Raw genomic sequence first — 24,142 nt, 5'->3', positions numbered from 1 at the left:
TCTTCTGATTAACATTGACTTTTTAAATTGATGTTACGCAGGCGCATGATAAAAAAGCGTCGTCCACGAAAGGCACAAAAAACTCGAAAAGAAACGCTTCCAAGAACGCCCCGCCGGTTCAGAACTTTGCGGTTAGACCTCCCAGGTTTTTAAAACCTGGGAGGTCTGCCGGATTGGTTGGTTTTCCGCCTTTCGTGTCGCCTCGGCAATTGCTCCTGCATTACTCTACTACACGCCATCCATGGCGTTATACTTTTGGTTTTCGTGGTCAGTGCGTAACATCGATTAGTAAGTCAACGACATACCCACAAATACCGAACGCCCCATACCAGGAAGGTTACGATTGTTGGTATAGCCGGGATCCGGGAAAGTAATACTCATTGCATAATAATCGCCTGCATTGACTCCGGCTAATGGATGGTAATACTGCTTGTCCAGGATATTATCCAGGCCCACATCTATGCTTAAGTTTTTCCATTGATAGCCGGTTTTAGCGTTTAAAAGCACATACGAAGGCGTGCGCAATTCATTTCGCAGTTTTTGTACATCGGATTTGGCATCGACAAACTGCATTTCAAATGAATTTTTCCAGCCGTCCAGTTTATGATCCAAACTCAATTTGGCGTTGAAAGGCATCATGTGATATAGGTTGCCGCCATCCATGCGTTCACCTCGTACATAACCCATCGTAGTATGCGTTCCGAATTGCCCGAAGGTCGGATGTTTGAATAAATCGGCTCTAGCGCTCAAGTCCATACCCCAAAGACGGGCGTCATGATTGGCATAATTAAGAAACAAGAATCCGTTAGTTGGCTGAGCTCTAAAGCTTGATGGGGCGGCGGTACCACAGACAGGATTGGAACTGCCGCAGCGGTCGGCATCGATAAAATTCTCAACATAACTAAAGTACGGGGTCGCTTTGATTTCCCAATCGTTATTTTCAGCTTCATGAAATGCCGCGGTAAAGCTGATGTTGTGTGCGGTCTCTGGTTTCAAATTAGGATTGCCGACATAACCGTTGCCGTCGCCTAATGAACCTATCATGCTCATTTGCATTGAACCGGTACTCCATGGATACAACTCATAAATACTCGGTGCCCGATTTTTACGGGCGTAGCCGAATTCATATTGACTGATTTTATTAGGTGTAAATTGCATTAAAGCGGTTACATCGAAGGTATCGTAGTCGCGCGAACGATCTTGGCCATTGAATCGGGTGGCTTCCGCAAACTGGTTTGTCCAGGCATCGCGCACGTTTTGATTGAACCATAAGGCCCTGTCGGCAGCGGACACATTGGGATTGAAATATGGCTTCACTACGCCGGCCCCGGTCATGGTGCGATCGTAGCGCACGCCTAATGTCGATTTTAATTCAGGCGTCCAATCGGCATTCCATTCTGCAAAAGTCCCCAACCGATCTCTGGTGGCATTATTCAAATTAATGAATGCATAAGGCCACATTCCTCCATATTGGTTGACGCTGGTTTGCCCACCATTGACCGGATCCCACCACTCATCCAATTCATTGGCATGGAATTCGTTACCGATTCTGAACGTATCCCGTTTTCCATAAGGAATTTCCGCTTGAACCTTGTAACCCAGGTTGCGCCCTCTGACATCCATCGGCATTAGCGCATGGGAAGTGCCTGGCGGTTGCGGGAAAAGTTTGTCATAGCCGATGTCCATGTGGTGCTTAGTGTTTTCCAGATACAGCGTGCTTTCGAGATTACCCCAGTCGTAAGAGCCTTTGTAATGCACATTACCAAAAATACTGTCATTCAGGGTCATGTCCATGCGTTGGGTAGGAAAGCCTTGGAAAGGAATATGCTGTTGCCCGCCTTTGATTTCTAATAAATGGTTATCCAATTTAAATGACAATGCTAGCGCATGATTTTGGCTTTCATAAGCGGTCGATTCGACAACTCGACCATTGCCGCTACGGTAATTCCTGCTTCCACTGTGCGAACCGGTGTAATCCAGGCGCACATTTTGATTCGCTATGCCCGCGGCAATATTGCCGCCAAAGGCATCGCCATTGCTGCGATAAAACGTCGAGGCCTTGCCGTTAATCAAAATATCTTTGCCGGGTTCGGCGAATACCGGTTCCGGCGATTGCACGGAAATCGTGCCGCCAATGCTGTCGCCACCCATGCTGACGGGAGTCACGCCTTGCATGATGATAATTTTTCCGACATGGGTGCGATCAATGTACGACAACGCCGGATTCATGTGGTTAGCGCAAGCCGAGGTAATGGTCATGCCATTAATATCGATTTTTATCCTCTCATCGTTTAAACCATGAATAATCGGTAATGCCGACACACCGCCACCGGCTTGCAAGCTTAAGCCGGGAGCATCTTCCAGCAATTTAGCGGTATCTTGAATTTGTGCCTGGCGCCCATTAAAGTCTTGATCTGTAATTTCGGTTGTACTTAAGCCAATTGGTGCTTTCTTTTCCCCTATGATTGTCATGGTCGGTAACATCGCGACATGACTCCCGGTATCCGCAATTTTAATTGCAAACGAATTGTCGGCCGTGTATGTATAGATCAGTCCGCTGCCTAACAGCAATTTTTGCAACGCTTCGCGAGGGCTATATTGGCCTTTCAGTACCGTACTGTTTTTTCCGGCGACCTGATTTTCCGAAAAAAACACGGTCACACCTGCTTGATCCGCCAGTTTTTGCAACGCACTGTGCAGTGACTGGGCTGGAATATCGTAAGACTGTGCTGCCTCATCCGCTACCGCGCTGCCTATGCTTGCGCACAATACCGCAGTCAGCAGCGCTCTGTTCATATGCTTCATTCAAAATCCCCTTTGTTTTAAAAATGTTCAATAATTAAAACGAAGAGCTAAGAAAAAGCCGCCATAGCGAAACACAATTTTTTTGATGAGAGGTTAAGAATCACCGAATTTGCCATGATAAATCCCAACGTCCGGTTTTTTAAAGCCGTGCATGAGACAGCCAGCGATTTGCACTGCCTGGGCTTTATCGATAGACGCAAAACGTGTAAGTTCGATGTGTTTATTTGTATCCGGTACCGGATCATGGCAGCAAAAAAAACGGGGATTACCTCCTCACCTTCGTTGAGTCAAGCAGTGCCGAGGGCTGTGTTGAATGCCGGTCTGTTAACGGCTGGTAAATGGGAAAGCGGTGGGCGGCAGTCTTTCGTTAAAGCAACGCTATCTTTTGGATCGAAAAGGTATGGAAGTCGTGCTTTAGCTGAATTTCGCAAGGCCAGCTTTCAGTACTCGCAAAGAGCTAGCGCGTTACCGCTTGGCTAGTACGATTCCCCCATTTCTTGAATGTTGAACGGTCAGGTTTAGGCTGTTGGCGATGGTGGCGAGATTGCCTTCCAGGCGCTCGATGAAAAACGTGCCGCTGACTTTGTTGCCAGCCAGTTTGGGATCGGCCAAATGCAGTTGAACGTTGTGGTAGCGGCCGATTTCCGCCAGTACATCTTGGAGTCGACGGTTGTCGAAAATGAGTTTGCCGCGCCGCCAAGCGGTGATATTGCCAATGCTGAATTTGGGCGGCAAGGCTATAAAATCGCCGTTTTGGTCGTAGGCAACGGTTTGCGAGGCGACCAGTTCGCGGTTCTGTTTAGCCTCGACGCGGACGCTGCCTTCCTGTACGGCAACGACCACTTGCTGTGGTTGGCGGTAAACGTCAAATTCGGTGCCGGTGTCTATAGTGCGCCCGGCGCCGGCGCTAACCACAAAGGGTCGTTCGGCATTGTGAGCCACTCTGAAGAACACTTCGCCTTTCACGACTTCTACCGAGCGCTGCCAGCGATTGATGCGGACGTTGACCTCGGTATCGGTATTCATTTCCAGATTGGAGCCATCGGCCAGCGTGACGGTTTCGCTGCCTCCGCGTGCGACGGAATAACGGGTATTGCTGCCGTACCAGCCGTCGGATGAAAAAGTGGCGACGCCCAGGATCAGCAGGATTGAGGCGGCTGTCGCTAACATTGCCCAGCGCTGGACAGCGGTTTTTTGTTTATCGGGACGATAGCGCAGGGCTTCGCTCCGGCTGGCTGTGTCTGTTTGCGCAATGTGTTCCAGCCAGTTCATACGGCGGGCAATTTCGGTATAGGCTGCCTGATGCGCCGTACTTTGTTGTATCCATCTATCGAAATTTCTCCGGTCTGCCGCCGTGCAATTTTCCGCGCTTAGGCGTATCAGCCATTCAATGGCTTCATCCTTGAGTGTTTCGGCATTAACGGTTGCAGCAGGTGTGATCATGGTGTCGGCGTTTGTCCAGTTATCGAATGAAAGTATTATTGAATATAACGGACGGCAGGGAAAGTTCCGCCGATTATTTTGATCTAATTGAGCCGGCCGATCATTATTCATTAAAACTGCGGTGCTTGAGCAGATGGCGTAGCGCGGCGGCGAGATAACGTTCGGAATTGCGAACCGATATGCCGAGACGCTTGGCCACTTCGGCGTGTGATAGCCCTTCGATGCGGTTGAGGAGGAAGGCATTGCGGGTGACCTCCGGAAGTTCCTGAAGCATGTCGCGAAGCATATCCAGTTCCTGTTGTTGGCTTAGGTGCAGTTCTGGAGAAGGCGCTGGAGCCTTGACAATTTGGGCGTCAATTTCGACGTCCGGCGTTGACTGTTGGTAGCGTGCCTCCAGCACTTGCCGACGGTGGAAGTCGACGGTCAGATTCGATGTGGTTCGGTAAAGAAAGGCACGGTGATTCCCAATGGATTCGAGATTGGGATGCTGCATTAGGCGTAAATACGCCTCTTGGACCAAATCTTCCGCCGCATGACCGGCACGCTGACTAGCGAAGAACAGCAGCTCCTTGCTGTGTCGGCGAAACAATATATCCATTAAGCCATTGATGCTCATGTTGGTAAATTTTAGAAATAGACGTATTGAATATTTCGGTAAATCAAAACGTGGTTGATTTGAGTTTGATGGTGCCCGAAATGCCTCTTATTTTTTGCCATTAAGTCTTGTTGCCGGATTCGGGTTTCAAGGCCTTAATCGCAATTAAGGCTTAAAATTACAGCAAAATATGAGCCATTGTTATTTTTACTTATTAAATAACTGCTTGTAATTAACGCTAAAATTTCTTCAGGTTATTGATATATCAATAAATAAATTAAGGCGAAGAATTTGCTTGCGGCTACCGGCGCCGATGAAATTGGCTGGGAAAAGCGATAGAAGGCTGTAGAGAAATAAGTGAAAGCACGTATTTTTATTTGTAAATAGTGTCATATGCCACAGTTACATTATTCATACGGCTTTATCTCAAGACTACGCCTTCCTCGATGGGAAGCGTGAATTTTCCGGATCATTTACTGTCCGTTGAGCGTGATTATTGGGCGTTGAGCAGCTATCGAACCACAAGGATCCGCTCTTCTTATCAAGATAAGGCGCTGGTACTTTGCGGCATTTGAAATAATCAATAGCATTCAAGGCGAAATGTAGCCTTGTTTTCGCTTATGGACAGTTATCTACGGAATCCATATAAACGCGCAATAGTAAACATTTGTTGATCTGGCTCAATTTATTTACTCCACATTTTGTTTAAATACTCACGCGCTGAATACAAAGCGAATGTTGTCCTTAATCAATTAGATGGAGAATTACTATGAGTGAAGCACAAGAAAAAGATAATTTCTGGATTTATGTAATCGGTCTTGTTTTAGCCGTAGTTGCTACTGTAGTTATTATAAAAGGCAGTGAACACGATAAGTATGAGTCGACGGCAAAAGCAATTGCTGAAGACGCCTCTAATTCAGCCTATAGAAACTAAAAAGACTTCCTTCCTCTTAGTCATTGTTTTTGTTTTACCGCATATAGTCCAACTTAAAGCCTACCTGAGTTGGGCTATATACGGCAGTTTATTGAATCCTCGCAAGCCTGGGTTGTTTAGCTATTAAGTTGCATAGAAGCTAAACAGCCCTTTTTTATCTGTTATTTTCAATTGTTTGGATTTAACTTCTATCAGTTTTCGTGCTTGAAAGAGATGTATGATCCGGCTAACCGTTTCATGTGCGATTCCCAGATAATTTCCTATTTCTTCCCGTGACATGCTCAAGCGAAATTCCAGCTCGGAATAGCCACGAAGACTCAGGCGATCTGAAATATGCAGAATGAAGCAAGCCACGCGCTCTTCAGCCGATCGGCGGCTTAGCATCATCTTTTGTACCTGAGCGTCAAATTGGTTGCAGGATCTTTGCAGCAATACTTGGCTTAAACCGGGGGTATTGATGGCTAATATTTCTATTTTATAGGCGGGTAAATGGCAATAATTCACCGTCTCTAATGCGATGGCAGTACAGTTATGAACTTGTGACGACAAGCCATCAAATCCAAGCAATTCTCCAGGCAGAATAAAATCAACGACCAGTTCATTTCCATTTTGGTCAAAACTCAGTAATTTGGCGCTGCCGGAACGTAAGGCAATTATGCCCCTGAATGGGCTGCCGGCATGGTATATCGCTTCACCCTTTTGACGTATATTGTTCCGGTTGACCAATAATGCGAGTTCACCCACTTCCGACCGGGGCAGTCCTTTTGGAATGCACAAATTATCCAAGTTACAGTTTGCGCAAGTGACTGCTGTTTTGGTTGTCGATAAAGTGGACGTTGCTGAATTGACCATTATTTTGAAAATGAAAAAGCGAGTGTTGAGATAAAAATGAATTAATTAAAAACTTAACTGGGGCAAATGCATCCGCATGCACTTCCTAATGACCCAGTTAGCAAAGGTTTCATTGTCTCATTTAAAGGCGTATAAATTAAGTGGTATTTCTCTTGTTGATACGTGCATCGTTGATATTCTAACTTCCGGCCCAAGACGATTATTTTTTCTTTAGTGCGGCTTCAATCCGCTTACTTAACGTTTTCAAAATCTTGATACGCGCAAAGTTCTTGTCGTTGGCTTCTACCAGCGTCCACGGCGCAATTTCAGTACTGGTGCGATCAACCATATCGCATATCGCGTGTTCATATTCATCCCATTTATTGCGATTGCGCCAGTCTTCTTCGGTAATCTTGAAGCGTTTAAAACCGATTTTTTCGCGTTCATTAAAGCGTTTGAGCTGTTCTTCTTTGCTGATAGCGAGCCAGAATTTGACGACCACAATATTATGACGCACCAACTGCGCTTCAAAGTCGTTGATCTCGCTGTAAGCGCGCATCCAATCCGTTTTTGAGCAGAAACCTTCAACGCGTTCGACCAAAACGCGGCCATACCAGGAACGGTCGAAAATCGTCACTCGTCCGCGTCGCGGAATGTGCCGCCAAAAGCGCCACAAATAAGGCTGGGCACGTTCTTCTTCGGTAGGCGCGGCAACCGGAATAATATTGTACCAGCGGGCATCCAGGGCACTAGTGATGCGGCGAATTGCTCCACCTTTGCCGGCGGCATCGTTGCCTTCGAATATGGCTATTACGGTGATGTCTTTAAACTTGTCTTCGCGGGTCAGTAAAGCAAGCTTGCCCTGATATTTTTCCAGTTCAGCCTTAAATTTTTTCTTGTCGATTTTCTGGCTAAGGTCCAGCGTCTTCAGAATATCGAGTTGGTCAATCGAGGGTAACGGAGGTGGAGGGGCATGAACCTCCGTTGTTCTGGTCTCGCCATCATCCAGACGCTTGCGGATAGCTTCAAGAATGACTTTGCCCACGGTCAGGCTACGGTAATTCGGGTCGTAACCTTCGACGATGGTCCACGGAGCCTCGGCGGTGCTGGTGTGCCGTATCACGCTTTCATGCACGACTCGAAATTTGTCATATTGTTTGAAATGTTTCCAGTCACGCTGGGTCACGCGCCAGCGGGTTTTCGGGTTTTCCTCAAGCAGTTTCAGGCGTTGTTCCTGCTTATCTTTGGATAAATGCATCCAGAATTTGAGAATCAGCGCACCTTCGTCGGTCAGCATTCTTTCCAGGCGTTTGGCGCGTTCCATGCTTTGGTCAAGCTCAGCCGGATTGGTCTTGCCGGTTACACGGTTGAGAATAGGCCAGGTATACCAGGAGCCGAGAAACACGCCTATCTTGCCTTTGGGAGGCAGCTCGCGCCAGAACCGCCACATCATCGGGCGATCAAGTTCCTCATCCGAGGGCTCTCCCATACCATGGGTTTGAATAAAACGCGGATCCATCCATTCATTGAGCACATTGACGGTTTCGCCGCGTCCCGCCCCATCCAGGCCGCCAATCAAAATAATAACCGGAAATGTGGATGATTTTGCCAAATCCATTTGTGCGTCCAGCAGCGCCTCGCGCAGCTTAGGCACTTCTATATCATAGATGGCTTTGTCTATTTTGTGTCCAAGTTCTGCCGATTCAAACATGACGATCTCCCTGAGGGTTTCTGAAAATAGAAATATTAAGATTATAGAGGGTATCTGTCAGATTTGTCGGCGCTAAAAGCTACTCTTTGTGGTTATATTTTCATCTTTATGCCGGTTTATTGTCTCGATGGCAAGGAATCAACAGTTCCAACAAAGGTCAAATCAAAACCGGTTCAGATCCTCGATAATATTTATTCAATCAATTAAACCCTTTATAATGGTCGGATTTTATAGGGACTATAAGGCATGTACCCATTCTATGACTAATTTGAATAACGCGCTTTTAACACGGTTGGATCAACTGAACGCAAACGGTCATCAGCATCTGCTTTGCGGGGGACTTAAAGGAATTGAGAAAGAAAGCCTGCGCATATCCACCAGAAACGGATTCATTGCCCAAACTCCTCATCCCAAAGCATTAGGCTCTGCATTGACGCATCCGTATATCACCACGGATTATTCTGAAGCGCTGATCGAATTGATCACCCCGCCGTTTGCCGATGTAAAAGACTCGCTCGACTATTTGCATGACATTCACCGCTTTGTTTATCAGCATCTGGACAATGAAGTTTTACTGGGTGCAAGTATGCCCTGCGGTATTGATGGCGATGAAAGCATCCCCATTGCCGAATACGGGTCATCCAACATAGGTCGGATGAAGCATGTTTACCGGCACGGATTATGGCATCGTTACGGCAGAACCATGCAGTCTATTGCCGGAATTCATTTTAATTATTCGGTGCCTGAAACACTCTGGCCTGTTTTGCACAAAGAAAAACACAGCCAGCTGAATCTGGAACAGTTTACTGCCGAAGCTTATTTCGGTTTAATCAGGAATTTCCAGCGTATGGGCTGGTTAATTCTGTATTTATTCGGCGCATCGCCGGCCATCTGTAAAACTTTCTTCAGTAGCCGTCCGGCATTGGTGACGCAATTTGAAACGTTTGACAATGGTACGCTTTATCATCCCTATGCGACTTCGCTCCGTATGAGCGATATCGGCTACAAGAGTAAAAACCAGGCTAGCTTGAAAATTGATTACAATTCTATAGCCGGCTACGTCAGTAGTCTGAGTGCGGCCATTAATACGCCTTATCCTGAGTACGAAAAAATCGGTACGCTGGTCGATGGTGAATACCGTCAACTGAACGGTAATATTTTGCAGATTGAAAATGAGTTCTACAGCACTATGCGGCCCAAACAAATTGCCCAGTCCGGAGAAAAACCGACACTGGCGCTTAAACGCCGCGGGGTTCGTTATGTAGAAATGCGCTCACTGGATCTGGACTTGTTTAATCCTATCGGCATTGATGAAGATAAGGCCCGTTTTATTGAAGCGTTGCTGCTGACTTGCCTGTTGCAGGACAGTCCGAAAACCTCGGATCAGGAGCAGCAGGTTAATAACACCAATCAATTGGCTGTTGCCAATTGCGGTAGAAAACCCGGGCTGGAGCTCAATAAAAACAATCAAAAAATGCTTCTAAAGGATTGGGCGGCTGAAATTCTTGAATCCATGCAACCGGTGTGTGCAATTCTTGATCAAGATGATGCTGAAAAACGCTACAGTTCCGCTTTGGAAAAACAGCAGTTACTCGTCGAAAACCCTGATTTAACCGCATCTGCGCGAATATTGGAACAGATGACGCAGCTTCGACAACCGTTTTCACGTCTCGCATTAAATACTTCTATCGAACATGGACAGTATTTTAAGTCCAATAAACTGGATGAGGTCAAGACACAGCAGTTCAATGAAATGGCGGCGCTATCTCATGACAAACAGCTGGAACTCGAAAATAAGAAGCAAATGCCTTTTGACGACTTTTTGAAGCAGTATTTTTTGCAAGCTTGACTTAACACTTTGGAGTCATTCATTAAGTTGATAGTTGCGGACGAGTAAGCTTGTCCCCATATAGATGATTAACTAAGCGTGACACAAGCGCAGTAACAGGGACAACATATTATGACTACATTCGATATAGAACAACTGCAAACAGAACTGGAAAATAAAAATCCACGCATCATATTGAAAAAAGCGCTGGAGCTATTCGACAATATTGCCATTTCATTCAGCGGTGCGGAAGATGTGGTATTGATCGACATGGCTTTAGCTATCAGAAAAGACATACAGGTCTTTTCTTTGGATACCGGACGATTACATCCTGAAACGTATCGGTTTATAGAAAAAGTCAGAAAACATTACCAAATCGATATTGAATTATTGACGCCGGATCGGGATGTACTGGACAGCTTCGTCAAAAAGAAAGGCTTGTTCAGTTTCTATGAAGACGGACATCAGGAATGTTGCGGCATTCGAAAAGTTGAACCGTTAAAGCGCAAACTGGCTCATTTAGACGCCTGGATTACCGGTCAACGCAAGGATCAAAGTCTGGAAACCCGGCAAGATATTCCTGGAGTGCAGATAGACACGGCATTTTCCAGTGCTGAGCATCAACTGGTTAAATTTAATCCCTTGCTTAACTGGAGTTCTGCGCAAGTCTGGGATTATATTGAAGCTTACCAGGTGCCTTATAATGAATTGCATGAAAAAGGCTTTATCAGTATAGGCTGCGAACCCTGCACCCGCGCCGTGCTACCCAATCAACATGAAAGATCAGGTCGTTGGTGGTGGGAATCGGGGGCAAAGAAAGAATGCGGATTACATGCGGGGAATCTGAAAAAGTAAAGGTAGGTGAGGGATAGTATTCCACGATTATCCAAAGCGGAGCCAGTCCAGAGCTGTCATGCGCAAGTTATATCATTTATCGTTTTGTCGAAAATGCGAGCACTACGCCGGAGAAACAAGTATCAAAGAAATTGGTCTAATGCGGGACTGGTTTGTTGATCGTATTGTAAAACCGGATATGAAAATGAAAGGGGTCATGGATAATAAAGCATAACCCGTGACTTTCATTTCAAATGGATTATCTGTCCAGATCCTCATTCAGATATAAATCTTCAATCAGCTTTCTTTCTTCCTGCGTCAGTAAAACCTGAGAATATTTCTTTTTGGAACGGAGTTGTTCGGAAAGTGCTTGTTGCCGACGATCAATTGCACGCCTTTCATTGCTGCGTCTGCTCATATCGCGACGATTCGATTTTGGCCAAGCCAGATAATGTTTTTTTATATTTTCCACCCACTCCGGCGACCCGAATGGATAGGGAACTTTGCGCCTGTCGTCTACGCGCCTTGTCATTGATGACCTGCGCAATTTGCGTCGAAAATCATAGAGGTTCATGTTTCGTGTCCTCACGACGGTTTATTGATTAGTTGTTTAAGGCAATGAGCATAAAATATTATCTTGTCTTTAATGGGGGGCAGTCTATAAGTGTTTATACTTAAAAACGGCCCAGATACGCTGATGATCTTAGATATGAGTTTTGCATCTATGTCCAAGTTCTTAAACTATTTTAATAGTGGAGAATCGGTTCAGAAATAATAGCTCCTCATTGGGAATTCAGGCGGCATATAAAACCGGATTTACCGCCGCCAGCGACTTATCATTAAAGCAGTAAATAATGAAAAGCCATAAGCGGCAAACTGTCGTTATTGCCCGTCGTCGAATTCCGTTGGCGATGAGACCGATATTTGCTCTGCTTCGGTAATTGCTTCTTGTGAAGCAGCATCTTCAGTATTCTCCACCCATATCATTGTTTCCGATTTGTTCATATCGGCAACCCAGTCGCGCCAGATTGAGATCAGCACCGCCATTAGCGTAGGCCCTAAAAATAAGCCTAGTAAACCGAAGTTTTCCAGGCCGCCAAAAATGCCGAGCAACGTCCAGATGAACGGCAGTTTAACGGCGCCGCCGATCAATCTGGGTCTTACATAATTGTCAGCCAACAGAATAACGACTACGCCGAACACAAACAGCGAACTTCCCGCTGCCATGTGGCCTTCGGCAATCAGCACCAGTGCACAGGCACCGAAAATCAGTTTGGCCGCGAATGGAATCATCGCAAAAACCCCGGTTAATGCGCCCAACATGGCCGGATGACTTAATCCAGCAAACGCATAGCCCACGCCAAGCAGCAAACCTTCGCCTAGTCCGACCAGCACCAGACCGTTGACGGTGGCGCGTACTGCGGCTGTAGCGTGAATGGCGTAACGGACGCCGATTTCGCCAAACAGCTTTCGGTTGCTCGCAAGCACATATTGGCTCAGGCGCGAGCCGTGTTGATAAACAAAAAACAGTACCAGCAGTGTCAGCAAAAAACCGAAGAAACGGTGCAAAAGTTGGCTGGCGAAGTCCTTGGTGTAAGTGATAGCGCCTCCCGTGCCCAACCAATGTAATGATTCATTGGCTACGACCGGATCGCCCAAGGCTTTTACCCAGGTATCTTTTGCCCAGTGACCTATCATGGGTATAGTTTCCAGCCAGGCAGGCGGCGGTATGCCAATTTGTTGCGCTTCGGCCAGTATCTGTCCGAGTGATTGCGCCTCATCCAGCAATCGGCTTAAGCCATAACCTAAAGGTACAAGAATAAGCGCGCCGATCAGCAACGTCAGCAGCAAAGCTCCCCAAGTGACTTTACCGTGCAATTTGCTGGAGGCCAGCAGGTGTTGATAAATCGGCCACGTGGTGATGGCAAGCACTACAGCCCAAACCAGCAAAGCCAGAAAGCTGTGTAAAACCCAACTACCCAATAGCAATAAAATAAAACCGCCGATAAGACGTGCTTTGACTTCCATATTATTTGTCATCATTTATAGTTCGGTTGACTGCATGGATGCAGAGGTAGGGCAATGCAGCCGCAATTGCCGAGGCTTAAATAAAGAATTCGCCTATGGCGAAATCCAGGTGTTGCGTAGGCCGGGTTAGTGATAGCGTAACTCACATCCGCGTAAATACGTTGGTTAGGTTACCGCCTAATCAACCTGTGCAGCTATCTGACGACCTTCGCAAAGCGCGGTAATCAAGATATAAAGCAGCATTAATGCACTGGCTAATAGCCCCGGCTGCCAAGCGACAGCCGTCAGCAATTGTCCGTGAGCAAAATACAAGCCGATGCCAAGCCCGATATAACCGATTACGCGTTTGACATCGTAATTCACCGGATAATATTTTTGCCCCAACAGATACGAGACGATAGCCATGCTGCCGTAACAGGCCAGCGTCGCCCAGGCAGAGCCCACATAACCGAGCAGCGGTATCCACCAGACATTAAGTACGATAGTCAGCGCCGCTCCGGCTAAAGATACGAATGCGCCCATCAAGGTACGGTCGGTTAATTTATACCAGATGGACAGGTTAATATAAATACCCAGGCATAGATTAGCCAGCAACAGAATAGGAACGACTTCAAGACCGGCGCGGAACTCGTCGCCGACAAAGTATTTAAAGAAATCGATAAATAAGGTTACCAGCAGAAAGATGAAGACGCAGAAAATGACAAAAAACTTGAGCACCACCGCGTAAACTTGGCGGGCGTCGCTTTTACCTGCGTAAGCGAAGAAAAACGGCTCGGCCGCATAACGGAAAGCCTGAATAAACAACGACATCAAAATCGACAATTTGTAACAGGCGCTATAAATGCCCAGCATTTTCATATTGGTCTGCCAGTCGTAAGGCAGCAAGTATTTTAGCAGGGCACGGTCGAGCATTTCGTTGATAATCCCGGCGAAACCTATGACCATCATCGGTAATGAATAGCGAACCATGCGGCCGAATAATGCCCGGTCAAATCCCCAGGCAAGGCCCGATAACTGTGGCGCAAGCAACACAAACTTAAAGCTGCTGGCCATTAAGTTGGCGATAAAAATATAACCTATGCCGATGGCGGGATTGTAGATCGGTGCTATCCATGACTTGGGGTTTTCTGCGTAGACCTTGGGGCAATAGATGATAAAAAACAAGCTTAGCAGCACGGTTACCAGTATTTCGAATATCTTAATGCCGGCGAAGCTGAAGGCCCGGTTTTCCGCCCGCAGCCGGGCAAACGGAATGGCGGCAATAGCATCCAGGATTAAAATCAGGCTAAAGCACAATACATATTCCGGGTGATCGGCGTAGTTCAGCGCCGCCGAAAGCTGTGTGTTGATCAACAATATCAGCGTAAAAAAGCCCAGATTGACCAGTACCACAAATATCAGCGCTGTGGAATAAGCGAGATCCGGGCCTGTGCGCTCCTTATCGCGAAACCGAAAATAGCCGGTTTCAAACCCGAACAACAGCAATACGGAAAAAAATCCGGCGTAGGCATAAAATTCCGACACCACCCCATATTCCGCCGCAGTGAAGTAATAGGTGTACAGCGGTACCAATAGATAATTGAGGAATCGGCCGAAAATACTGCTGAGGCCGTAGATCGCAGTCTGGGATGCAAGTTTCTTTATAATGCTCATGACATGAAATTATACATGAACCGGGCAAAATGGCGGCGTTTATGGGATGAGGTGCAAGACGCTTAGCGTCTAGGGATAATCGATAATGGATGGCTGAAATAGCCTGTAACAGGTTGCGTTATTTTGACTCAGTCTTTATTCCGGGCATAAAACCACATCTGATAAATACTGAGCAAAATTTGCATTCCCATCGAAATCCCCATTAACGCACCGCTGGCAACAACCACATAGGCGAATGAAGGAATGGATTTGGTAATAAACCATGACAGGACGTCCAGTAGCATCGCAGCAAAAGGGATGACGACTGCAACTCTTTTTACGATGACATTGATATCGCAGAGCAGGAAGATTTTACCGATAAAAAATAGAATAAATGCAATACCGAATAAATGGATATGAGAAACCCTGACTAAATGGGGGTACGATGCACCGCCGGTATGAGCCACTTCGGATACGCCTGCATAATTGGTTAAATCGGGTAGGGAAGGATTGATAGCCGGTGTATGGCACTTAATGCAGTCACGGTCCAATATCGGGGCAACTTTTTGGTCATAGTCAGGTTCATCGGCACCGTCTTGTATCCATTTTAAAATGACTTCCTTATCGTTTTTATATTTAAGATTAGGTTCCATGATGCCGTTAATGGCGGAGCCTAAACGTGTCTGATCGTTTGATCCGTGATAATTAATTGTTACATCGGCAATAGATAGGCCCGCGACACCGTCGCGACCTTGATGGGTGTAATAAAGATTACCCAGAGCGACCAGATAGCCGAGTCCTATTGTTAACAAAAATACGGTATTTAAAATTCTTTCACTGACTGATATGTCGCGAAAGCGGGTATAAGATTCGGACATGAATTTTTTAAAATAGTAGCTGTGAGAAATATGGTATGGGCTGATTGCAGGATAAATAACGTCCGATAATCATATTAATTGTAACGTTGCAATTATTTGATGTAAAAAGTTTAATGAAGAGTAAGAGGAAGCGTTGCCAAATTGACAAGCTCCCTTTCAATTACCATTGTTGCTCGCGAGTGGTTATAATAACCGACCATACGCAATGTTGATCACAGGAGCGGGTTTTTTAACCCCAAGTTTTCCTCGACATATCGCTACGCCGCCAGACTTTCTGCATAATCTAAACGGATGTGAATACAATAAATGGAGATCAATACAGATATTGCATAGCGCTGGCGGCATGTAGAAGAGCACCGACAGTAGGCGCTACAATGCTAACCGAAAAAGAGATGTAATTATTTTGATGTTAATACTGAGGGCGGAATGCTTGAGTCATCCGGTAATGAAAAAGCCGGGAGTTTGTTTTGAGGCTAATGTCCGATAATGAAAATGCATAAACGAGCGCTTTCACGGATACTGCTTCTTTATATTTTGGCTGGGTGTACCGTCATTGGGATAGCGCTTGCCACTCTGGTAAAAAAAGAGGTACAGACCTCTAAATATCAGGCGCGTTACCTGTCGGAAATAAGCAAGCAATTAAGCTCCGAACTCAAGCCGGGGCATAGTTCGGCGATACGTTACCCGGATCACGGCCCTTACGATCAGCGCCTGGGCTACACGCTGTTGTCGGACGAAATTGCACGTCTTGAAAAGTCAGGTTATAACGTTACCACGCAGGCGTCTATTTCGCCGATGATGAGCCGGTTAGTCGATGATTACGGCTTGTTTCCCATCTATCAAGAGAAAACCCGAACCGGCCTTCGCATCGTCGATCAAGCCGATCAAACTATATTCAGCGCTGTTTATCCCACCCACGGTTATCCCGATTTCAATGCGATCCCACCGCTGGTGTTGAACACTTTGCTGTTCATAGAAAACCGGGAGCTGCTCGACGAAAATCACAAAAATATTAACCCGGCTGTGGAATGGGATCGCTTGGGCTTTGCTGCATTGCAAATGATGGCGCGAAAACTGGGGGCGGATATCAATGTGCCGGGCGGCAGCACTTTGGCTACTCAGTTGGAAAAATACCGGCATTCGCCGGACGGTTATACCGAGTCAATGGTCGAGAAGCTTCGCCAAATGGCCAGTGCGTCGATACGTGCTTATTTACTGGGGCCGGATACCCGTGAAATGAGACGACAAATCGCCCTGACGTATCTAAATTCTATGCCGCTCGCCGCAACTGCAAAATTAGGTGAGGTGCATGGTTTGGGGGATGGTCTGTTTGCCTGGTTCGGCGCTGATTTTAATACCGTTAACCAATTGCTCAGTGCTATTACAATGAAAGGTGGAAGTGCCGCAGCCGATAAAGGAACGACGAAATCGAGGGCGACCAACTCAACTGAGCGTGTTACTCCACAACAGGCGGAATCCTATCGGCAGGTGTTGAGCATCCTGTTGTCGCAAAGACGACCTTCCTATCTTTTAGGCACCGGTTATAAAGCGTTGCAAAATCTTACCGACAGTTATCTGCGCGTTTTGGCCGAACAGGGCGTTATTTCAGCATCGCTACGGGATGCGGCTTTGCAGGCGTCTACAGTTCGTTTGCCTAAGTCAGAGCAAATGCCAGCCAAATTTATGTCCGAACAAAAGACCCAGAATGTGTTGCGCACCCGTCTTGCCCGGACATTGGGGGTAAAGTCGAATTATGAGCTGGACCGTCTGGATTTAACCGTTAAAACCACGCTTGATTACAATACCCAACAGGCAGTTACTCACGCATTACGCCAGTTGAGCGAGCCGGATAAAGCCCGCGCAGCCGGTATAGTGGGTTTTAGAATGCTTAATGAGGATATCGATCTTGCTCCTATAGTCTATAGCCTGATGTTGTTTGAGCGCGGTGAAAAAGGCAATCTGTTACGCATCCAGACCGATAATTATGATCAGCCGCTCGATATTAACGAAGGCATACGGCTTGATCTGGGTTCAACCGCCAAACTGCGGACGATGGTGCATTACCTGGAGCTGGTAACCGAGATTTATCAGCAATATAAAGACTTGTCGCCACAAGAACTGAGCCGGGTCGAACTGCACCCGCGTGATTATTTATCGGCATGGGTTATCGGCCAATTGCGTGCGAATCGAAAAATAAATCTGGAGGACTTGCTGAATCAAGCCTTGGATCGGCGCTATTCAGCCAGTCCTTACGAAAGTTTTTATACCGGCGGAGGCGTGCATACGTTTAACAACTTTACCCCGGATGAAAACTCTAAAATCATGTCGGTGCGCGATGCGTTACGCGATTCGGTCAATCTGGTGTTTGTCCGGTTAATGCGTGACTTGGTTTATCATCATCTTTATAAACCGGAAGGCATCGCGCGATGGCTGGAAATCCCGGATGACCCGCGACGCATGGAATATCTGCAACGCTTTGCGGATAAGGAAGGCCTGGTTTATTTAAGACGTTTTTACGACAAGTATCATGGTAAGCCGACCGACGAAATCATGGAGTTGCTTACCCAGAGAGTTTTTGCCAAGCCGTCACGTTTGACCATGCTTTACCAAGCCGTTTACCCGGACGCAGATACCCACGCGCTGAGTAGCTATTTGAATACTCATCTGTCCGTCACAACCTTAGACGCTGAGGATATTGAACAGCTTCATCAGAAGTATTCACCGGCCAACTTTGATTTGCAAGATCAGGGCTATATCACCAAAGTTCATCCGCTGGAATTGTGGTTGGTCAGTTATCTAGTCCAGCATCCCGATGCCACGCGCGCTGAAGTTATCGCAGCCAGTACCGACCAGCGGCAGAATGTCTATCGCTGGCTGTTTAAAAGCAGCAGAAAAAACGCCCAGCAGAGGCGCATTATGACCTTGCTGGAAGATGAGGCTTTTAAACAGATTCATACTGCATGGGATCATTTAGGCTATCCGTTTGGATCGTTAACGCCTTCTTACGCGACATCTATCGGCGCATCGGGCGATCGTCCTGCGGCATTAGCGGAATTGATGGGTATTTTACGTAATGACGGCATGAAATTGCCGACAGTCCGGTTTGACAGTTTGCATTACGCCCAAGCAACTCCTTACGAAACAGTACTGGATAAATCGCCTGAGCAAGGCCAGCAGGTACTTGCTCCCGAAGTGGCAAAAGCGGCACGTGGCGCGCTTATCGGTGTAGTTGAGGCAGGAACGGCAGGGCGTCTTCGAGGCGTTTATAAAAGTGTTGACGGTAAACCGTTGTCGGTGGGCGGCAAAACCGGAACCGGAGATCATCGCCGGGAAATATGGGGAGCAGGGGGGCGCTTGATCGACTCGGTATTTATCAGTCGCGCGGCCACTTTTACGTTTTTTCTCGGAGACCGCTTTTTTGGAGTAATAACTGCGTATGTAGCGGGGGCAGATGCCGAGCGTTATCACTTTACCAGTTCATTACCGGTACAGATAATCAAGTTTCTGGAACCCACACTAGCGCCTTTATTGAATAAAACACCGGATCTCAACGCTTCCGAAGTATTGGCAAAATTAAAAGCTGTTGAGGCGGGCAAGGGAAATGATTCGGCTTCCATATCTCCGCCTTAGAAGGAGAGCTATTTTAACGCTTGAGAGGATATGCCGTTTTCTCTGTAACGGATGATTCAATTCGATATAAAGATAGAAGATACGACTATCAAAAGTAGGTCAAGGTAGACAGTACATGCTCATCACTATTGATTCTGCCTGCGCTCCAACATGGTCCTGAGTGTTTAAATTACTTTCAACATCATCCAAAAGGAAGAAAAAGCTTATTAATCTTACCAACAATAATCTGCTGTGATCCCGGACGCGGCGCCGGTAATACCTTTGACGCCTGTGTGAGTCAACGTTAAGGTGCCGCATTCATCAGTCGACTGGGTTCCGGCAGGCGCCGCGCTTAAGGTATAACTGCTCGCAGTGGCAGCGCTAATGGTTACCGTGTAATAGGCGGAGGTTGCAGCCGGAATGGAATAAATTCTGGGGGTTCCGGTGTCTGCCGGTGTCGCCGTTGTACCCGCAGCGCCCAGATAGCTGTTCGTTTCGGTAAAGAGCCGTTCCATGGCATTAGCCAAGCCCAATACGACTCCCTTTACATCCGCTCGCCGTGACTTCATTACACTGTCTTTATAGCTGGGATAGGCGATGCCGGCCAAAATGCCGACAATTGCCACGGTAATCATTAATTCAATTAGAGTAAAAGCTTTTTGTTTGTTCATGTTTTAATAAATTAAGAAGCGAAAATAATTAAAATCAAGGCAAGAGCGCCGTATTACCTAACGTATTTGTCGCCAGGATTGTCTACCGGTTTGCCCATAGCCTGCTGATGTCGAACTTGTTCCTGAGCCTTGCTCAACCGTCATTTCCAGGTCAGCCTCTGTAGAGCCGCTGGTATACTTGTATTCCAGTTTTCCATTGCTGACTATCCCCGGAGTATCAACCCCGCCCACTGTGGATTCTTTTCCCGATGGTGCTAGATAAACGACTTGACCGTTAATGTTCACGGGAATCAAATCGCTGGCATTGATGATACCATCGCCGTTAATATCCCAAGGTGTACCTGTGGCTGTTGGTTCTAGACGTTTGCCGGTTGTAGCATCTAATTCCATAAGCTTACTGGTTCCGCTTGCTGCTGCACCGCAAACATCGGTACCGGCAGGCGGAATTGGAATGAGTGTTTCAAAAATAATTCGACCATTGCGTAACAATGGCGCGCTCACTACGCGTTCACCTATGCTGGTTGTGACGGATGGTTGAAGTAAATTCATATACCAACCTTTTTTGGTTGTGTAATCAACCGAATTATCAGTTGTTCCTCTAAGATTAAAGCCGCCGCTGGACACCTCAGCAATAATGCTTTGACTCTGCAGATTGCTCTTATTGACTGTAGCGCTATTATCCCAAATACCATAGAAAGCCTGTGTTTGGGCATTGGTAACGTTATTATCGATGTCTTCAAAATATTTTCCGGTACCGAAATAGACCATAAAACCGCTCGGTGAGCCGTTTGTGGTTTGTGACGCGTTTACATTGCCTGCTTGCGGTTTACCGGTGATGGGTTGCCGAGTGGCATCGCAATTGTTCGAATCGGTACAGGCCACAAAAAGAGGTGCAGGCGCCGCGCTTGCTGTTTCATAGGCGACTTTCCAGTTAGCCACGTCGCTTGAGCTTACATCGAATTTCCACATATTGCCCAATAAATCACCGGCGTAGATAGCATCCGCCACTTTGTCACTATTAGTGTCAACTGCAATCGGTGTCGATAAACCATTGGGTGTAGTTGCATTACCGGCCTTGGTATCGATAGCCCTTATTAGATGACCTGTCTTAATATCGATGATATAGAGAACTGCAAAATTATTGATACTGCCATAACCATTGGCGACTATTGCAGCCCAAGAACCGTTCTGCATTCTGGTGATTGACGGTTGGGGTATGCTGTAACCCATGTTATTGCCAAAACCTCGGGTTGTTGTAGTGTCAGTACTTTGGTCGGTTGCAACGGGACTGTTGGTGTCGCTGATTTCCCACAATACATTACTGCTAACAAAGCTGCTGGGATTCGTTATATCGAGCGCAAAAACGGCTTTGCCGCCTGCGCCTGTTGAACTCAGCAGCACGGTATGCCATGTACTGTCATAGTAGACGTCGCCTACACGAGGCGAGCCATCGACCGAATAAACATGGTTATAACCGGGATCGGATAAGCTAAGCAATTGGCTGTAGACTGCGTTAGGAACATAAGCAAGGATTTCCTTGCCGGCATCGGTACCTGTAGCATTGGCATCAAAACCATGAAACATCCCATCATTTGCGCCGACATAAACCATTTTCCGCCGTTCTTTATTGCTGATTAAAAATGCTTTGTAGCTTGATCCTTCGCTACCCGGTAATTTGGTATTGCCGAAGTCTTCGGCTCCGACAAATACAGGATCGGAGTTAACTATGTCGCCTAAAACCCAGGGGTCAGGACTATTGGTAGTGCCGGTTATCTTGTCAAGATAGGTGCGGTTCCTGAAAATCAGGTTTGTCCCTGTCCTGATGGTGTCGGTGTCTTTGCGGCCAGAGTTAAGTTGTTCATGGCTCCAATCGCCGCGTAAATAATTTAGACGCCATACGCCTTGGTCTGTCGAGCTACTGCAATCAGCTATGCCTAATGTTGACTTCTGGGCAGTAGATAAGTTGGCGCAAGTAAAAGTTACGCCAAGTGAACTGGTTGCGTTGTATGTATAGATATTTCGGGAAGCATAAGCTGGTATTTTTTCAGCTGCGTTCCAGATTTTGGCGCCGATGCTGCCAGCATCCAATTTACCATTGTTATTAGTGTCTTCACCGGGGTCCAATATACCGTTACCATTAGTATCTTCACTAGCGCCAAGAGGAAAGGCTGTAAAAGAACCTGTCCAGTTCGCACTGTCAAACTTGGCTTGATAAATGACCGATCCGTTTTCCAGTTTCGATGAATTTGCAGCCACGGAAGAAGACGAACCCACTTTGCTGGATATTTCTGAGATGGTGTCATCTAGTGCTGCTGCCAAGGCTTGAGAATCTCCGGCAAAATAAAACTTTCCTCCTCCCACTGTTGCCGCATCGCTTAATACCGATTGTGCTTGAAGACCAGGATCGGCCAAGCCGATGGAGTAAGTCACCAGGTTGTTTTTGGTATGGGTGTTAGCTTTAAGAGTAGTATCTAAAGAAGGGCGCAAATCCATTTCATATAAAGCTTGAGCAACATCGTCGAGATAGTCGCTACCGCCTGTTTCATAAATACGTCCGGCTTTAGTACCGTTTTTACAGGCTTTGTTGTACCACTGTACAGGACTACCGGTGCCGCAAAGCGTTCCGGTAGAAGTGAGTGGGGTTGAGGTGCCGGCAAGTGTGGTGCTGGTAGGTGCCGAATCACATAAATTTTTTGTCGCGCAATCTCCTGTGTAATCCCGAAGTGAAGGGCTGACTTCCCTGTCGCCATTAGGAAGACCGTCACTGACCAGTATCACGAAGCTTTTTTGGCAGTAGCCTAAAATAGGCGCCGCTAATGTGTTTGAGCATGTACTTGAGCCGCAGGTGGAGTTTTTGATGGAGTGACTGGTTGTGCCGTTGGCTTTGCTAAAAATGGTGTCAACACTTGCAGATGTTGGCGTAGTGGCTTTGGGATGGAGCTTGAGATTGCCTGTTTCACCGGTGGCAAAATATTTGCCTATGTCTGACAACGTTGTAGCAAGAGGAGTCGAGCCACTGGCGGGAATGTTGGCAATGTCGTTTTGGAGTGTCGCGGATTGAGTCGAATCAAGATCTTTAATTTCAGAGAGTAAGGTACCGCCATCGGAGCCGTTATATCGGGCTAATCCCATTCGCACAGTTGCGTTGCCGCCGGAGTCTGGATCCAACGAGGTTACAAGGTCGGTGGCGGCTTGTTTGGCAATAGCGGTACGAGTGCTGGTGGTTGTCAATACAGCTGACAAACTTCCAGATGAAAAGGAACCTTTGCTGAAATACCAGTTAAGTTTCAGTCCTGTGTAGGGGCCACCCGCCAATGTGGAGCCGCCATAATAAGCTACAGTGTAATTTTGAGTATTAGTGAAGCATTTGCTTTTGCTGCCAAAAGTGGATGTTTTAGAACAGTTATTCTTTGTACAGACTTTTACGGTTCCCGTCGAGTTTACAGTCATATTAACCGTAGTTGAGGGTGTGCCTGGAGGGGTTGCTCCGCCGGAAATCGCGTATGAGGACGAGCAGCTATAACTGAAGCCTGAAGGTACGTCATTGGGAGATGAGATAGTGCTGGTGGTGGTTACGCTATCGGTCATTGACCCGGAGCTATCTATCATTAACATGATATTGGGTTTTGCAGCGGAAATTCCGACATATAGGGGTATTTGCGCGGGCGTAACGGCGTGAGCGGAATTGAGTCCGGTACAGATAAGAAGAGGCCAGGCAACAGTGAGGCGCCACACGATTTTTTGATTTTTCATAACTTCATCCCAGACTGATTTTGTCTAGCGTTTATAAATGGACTGAACCATTACTATGGCATTGTCACTGCCGCCTGTACCGCGAGCGGTAATCCGATACCAAAAGATGGCTTGCGATTTGCCGGCGATATTGGACTCCAAGCTGTCGCCGCTATTCGGCGCAGCGCCTGTTATCTCCGTGGATGGTAATTCTTCAATAATATAGCGGGGAGTGCTGTTGATGTGGCTTAAAGTGCCTCCTGTATAGGTGGCCACTGCCGTATCGCTGCTCCAGTCTACTGTTTGCCAATAGCCGCTGGTCTGGGCGCCGGCGCCTACTGTCGTGTACAGGCCGGTACCCCCTGTGCCGTTACCGCTAACGCTGAATGCAGGAGGGTTTATTGCTATTATGGCTTCGCCGGCACGTAATGCGGTTTCGGCAGCCTGAAATGCAAGGTTTTCATCCCGTACATTGCCTGCCATTTTTTCTTCCAATGAAGTGGACTGCATGCTGGTGGCTCCTATCAATGTTAATAGCAGAAGCATAATTAAGCTGATTATCAGAACTGTGCCGGATTGATGTGTGTTCTTGCTGCGAAGGTGATTGTCTA

Annotated in this window: 17 protein-coding genes; 5 read left to right on the top strand and 12 right to left on the bottom strand. The window is 46.9% G+C overall.

The genetic code is table 11. The annotated features are described in order from the left end of the window. Positions 1-285: 285 nt before the first annotated feature. Positions 286-2,805, bottom strand: a complete 2,520-nt coding sequence (locus V7051_RS17180) for a TonB-dependent receptor (RefSeq protein WP_333876946.1) — start codon at positions 2,803-2,805, stop codon at positions 286-288. A gap of 114 nt (positions 2,806-2,919) precedes the next feature. Between V7051_RS17180 and V7051_RS17175 the strand changes: the two genes are divergently transcribed. Further along, entirely contained in the window at positions 2,920-3,285 is a 366-nt protein-coding gene (locus V7051_RS17175; protein ID WP_334181163.1) for a hypothetical protein, read from the top strand. Here V7051_RS17175 and V7051_RS17170 read toward each other — a convergent pair. Both V7051_RS17170 and V7051_RS17165 read right to left on the bottom strand, forming a co-directional pair. Further along, positions 3,271-4,248: a FecR family protein gene (locus V7051_RS17170; RefSeq protein WP_333876947.1), complete on the bottom strand. Its 978-nt coding sequence runs from the start codon at positions 4,246-4,248 to the stop codon at positions 3,271-3,273. The genes V7051_RS17175 and V7051_RS17170 overlap by 15 nt on opposite strands. A 103-nt stretch (positions 4,249-4,351) precedes the next feature. Next, entirely contained in the window at positions 4,352-4,864 is a 513-nt protein-coding gene (locus V7051_RS17165) for an RNA polymerase sigma factor (RefSeq protein ID WP_333876949.1), read from the bottom strand. Positions 4,865-5,612: 748 nt separating this feature from the next. Here V7051_RS17165 and V7051_RS17160 point away from each other — a divergent pair. Next, positions 5,613-5,777, top strand: a complete 165-nt coding sequence (locus tag V7051_RS17160) for a hypothetical protein (RefSeq protein WP_333876950.1) — start codon at positions 5,613-5,615, stop codon at positions 5,775-5,777. 123 nt (positions 5,778-5,900) lie between these two features. Here the strand turns inward: V7051_RS17160 and V7051_RS17155 are convergent, their stop codons facing one another. Both V7051_RS17155 and pap read right to left on the bottom strand, forming a co-directional pair. Continuing rightward, complete coding sequence (locus V7051_RS17155) at positions 5,901-6,554, bottom strand: helix-turn-helix domain-containing protein (protein ID WP_334181162.1); 654 nt, start codon at positions 6,552-6,554, stop codon at positions 5,901-5,903. 274 nt (positions 6,555-6,828) lie between these two features. After that, positions 6,829-8,319, bottom strand: coding sequence for a polyphosphate:AMP phosphotransferase (pap, locus tag V7051_RS17150; protein ID WP_333876955.1), 1,491 nt, complete (start codon positions 8,317-8,319; stop codon positions 6,829-6,831). A gap of 259 nt (positions 8,320-8,578) precedes the next feature. Between pap and gshA the strand changes: the two genes are divergently transcribed. After that, positions 8,579-10,168 (top strand): glutamate--cysteine ligase, encoded by a 1,590-nt coding sequence (gshA, locus tag V7051_RS17145; RefSeq protein WP_333876957.1) that lies wholly within the window; start codon positions 8,579-8,581, stop codon positions 10,166-10,168. A 111-nt stretch (positions 10,169-10,279) separates the two neighbouring features. Further along, the gene (locus tag V7051_RS17140; RefSeq protein WP_333876959.1) at positions 10,280-11,002 is read left to right on the top strand and encodes a phosphoadenylyl-sulfate reductase; all 723 of its coding nucleotides are present in this window, start codon (positions 10,280-10,282) and stop codon (positions 11,000-11,002) included. A gap of 238 nt (positions 11,003-11,240) precedes the next feature. Here the strand turns inward: V7051_RS17140 and V7051_RS17135 are convergent, their stop codons facing one another. The 4 genes from V7051_RS17135 to V7051_RS17120 form a co-directional block, all read right to left on the bottom strand. After that, positions 11,241-11,513 carry a hypothetical protein gene (locus V7051_RS17135; protein ID WP_333876961.1) on the bottom strand — a complete coding sequence of 91 codons (273 nt, stop codon included), beginning with the start codon at positions 11,511-11,513 and terminating at the stop codon, positions 11,241-11,243. Positions 11,514-11,863: 350 nt separating this feature from the next. Further along, positions 11,864-13,024: an AI-2E family transporter gene (locus tag V7051_RS17130; RefSeq protein WP_333876962.1), complete on the bottom strand. Its 1,161-nt coding sequence runs from the start codon at positions 13,022-13,024 to the stop codon at positions 11,864-11,866. A gap of 162 nt (positions 13,025-13,186) precedes the next feature. Continuing rightward, on the bottom strand, positions 13,187-14,662 hold the full coding sequence (locus V7051_RS17125) for a lipopolysaccharide biosynthesis protein (RefSeq protein ID WP_333876964.1): 1,476 nt from the start codon (positions 14,660-14,662) through the stop codon (positions 13,187-13,189). A 128-nt stretch (positions 14,663-14,790) separates the two neighbouring features. Then, the gene (locus tag V7051_RS17120) at positions 14,791-15,519 is read right to left on the bottom strand and encodes a hypothetical protein (protein ID WP_333876966.1); all 729 of its coding nucleotides are present in this window, start codon (positions 15,517-15,519) and stop codon (positions 14,791-14,793) included. Between the two features lie 486 nt (positions 15,520-16,005). Between V7051_RS17120 and V7051_RS17115 the strand changes: the two genes are divergently transcribed. Further along, positions 16,006-19,149 carry a transglycosylase domain-containing protein gene (locus V7051_RS17115; protein WP_333876967.1) on the top strand — a complete coding sequence of 1,048 codons (3,144 nt, stop codon included), beginning with the start codon at positions 16,006-16,008 and terminating at the stop codon, positions 19,147-19,149. A 212-nt stretch (positions 19,150-19,361) separates the two neighbouring features. Here the strand turns inward: V7051_RS17115 and V7051_RS17110 are convergent, their stop codons facing one another. The 3 genes from V7051_RS17110 to V7051_RS17100 are packed head-to-tail and all read right to left on the bottom strand — an operon-like array spanning position 19,362 to position 24,077. Continuing rightward, positions 19,362-19,799 (bottom strand): type IV pilin protein, encoded by a 438-nt coding sequence (locus V7051_RS17110; protein WP_333876969.1) that lies wholly within the window; start codon positions 19,797-19,799, stop codon positions 19,362-19,364. A 57-nt stretch (positions 19,800-19,856) separates the two neighbouring features. Next, complete coding sequence (locus V7051_RS17105; protein ID WP_333876971.1) at positions 19,857-23,552, bottom strand: PilC/PilY family type IV pilus protein; 3,696 nt, start codon at positions 23,550-23,552, stop codon at positions 19,857-19,859. Positions 23,553-23,576: 24 nt separating this feature from the next. Next, entirely contained in the window at positions 23,577-24,077 is a 501-nt protein-coding gene (locus V7051_RS17100; protein WP_442919666.1) for a pilus assembly PilX family protein, read from the bottom strand. Between the last annotated feature and the right edge of the window lie 65 nt (positions 24,078-24,142).

The organism is Methylobacter sp., assembly GCF_036845245.1.
Lineage (GTDB): Bacteria > Pseudomonadota > Gammaproteobacteria > Methylococcales > Methylomonadaceae > Methylobacter_A.
This window is presented reverse-complemented; position numbering and strand designations above follow the sequence as displayed.

Bases quoted from the DNA above. Each gene is read 5' to 3' on its own strand.
- V7051_RS17180 (WP_333876946.1), bottom strand. From the start codon at position 2,805: ATGAAGCATATGAACAGAGCGCTGCTGACTGCGGTATTGTGCGCAAGC.
- V7051_RS17175 (WP_334181163.1), top strand. From the start codon at position 2,920: ATGATAAATCCCAACGTCCGGTTTTTTAAAGCCGTGCATGAGACAGCC.
- V7051_RS17170 (WP_333876947.1), bottom strand. From the start codon at position 4,248: ATGATCACACCTGCTGCAACCGTTAATGCCGAAACACTCAAGGATGAA.
- V7051_RS17165 (WP_333876949.1), bottom strand. From the start codon at position 4,864: ATGAGCATCAATGGCTTAATGGATATATTGTTTCGCCGACACAGCAAG.
- V7051_RS17160 (WP_333876950.1), top strand. From the start codon at position 5,613: ATGAGTGAAGCACAAGAAAAAGATAATTTCTGGATTTATGTAATCGGT.
- pap (WP_333876955.1), bottom strand. From the start codon at position 8,319: ATGTTTGAATCGGCAGAACTTGGACACAAAATAGACAAAGCCATCTAT.
- gshA (WP_333876957.1), top strand. From the start codon at position 8,579: ATGACTAATTTGAATAACGCGCTTTTAACACGGTTGGATCAACTGAAC.
- V7051_RS17140 (WP_333876959.1), top strand. From the start codon at position 10,280: ATGACTACATTCGATATAGAACAACTGCAAACAGAACTGGAAAATAAA.
- V7051_RS17135 (WP_333876961.1), bottom strand. From the start codon at position 11,513: ATGACAAGGCGCGTAGACGACAGGCGCAAAGTTCCCTATCCATTCGGG.
- V7051_RS17130 (WP_333876962.1), bottom strand. From the start codon at position 13,024: ATGATGACAAATAATATGGAAGTCAAAGCACGTCTTATCGGCGGTTTT.
- V7051_RS17125 (WP_333876964.1), bottom strand. From the start codon at position 14,662: ATGAGCATTATAAAGAAACTTGCATCCCAGACTGCGATCTACGGCCTC.
- V7051_RS17120 (WP_333876966.1), bottom strand. From the start codon at position 15,519: ATGTCCGAATCTTATACCCGCTTTCGCGACATATCAGTCAGTGAAAGA.
- V7051_RS17115 (WP_333876967.1), top strand. From the start codon at position 16,006: ATGAAAATGCATAAACGAGCGCTTTCACGGATACTGCTTCTTTATATT.
- V7051_RS17110 (WP_333876969.1), bottom strand. From the start codon at position 19,799: ATGAACAAACAAAAAGCTTTTACTCTAATTGAATTAATGATTACCGTG.
- V7051_RS17105 (WP_333876971.1), bottom strand. From the start codon at position 23,552: ATGAAAAATCAAAAAATCGTGTGGCGCCTCACTGTTGCCTGGCCTCTT.
- V7051_RS17100 (WP_442919666.1), bottom strand. From the start codon at position 24,077: ATGCTTCTGCTATTAACATTGATAGGAGCCACCAGCATGCAGTCCACT.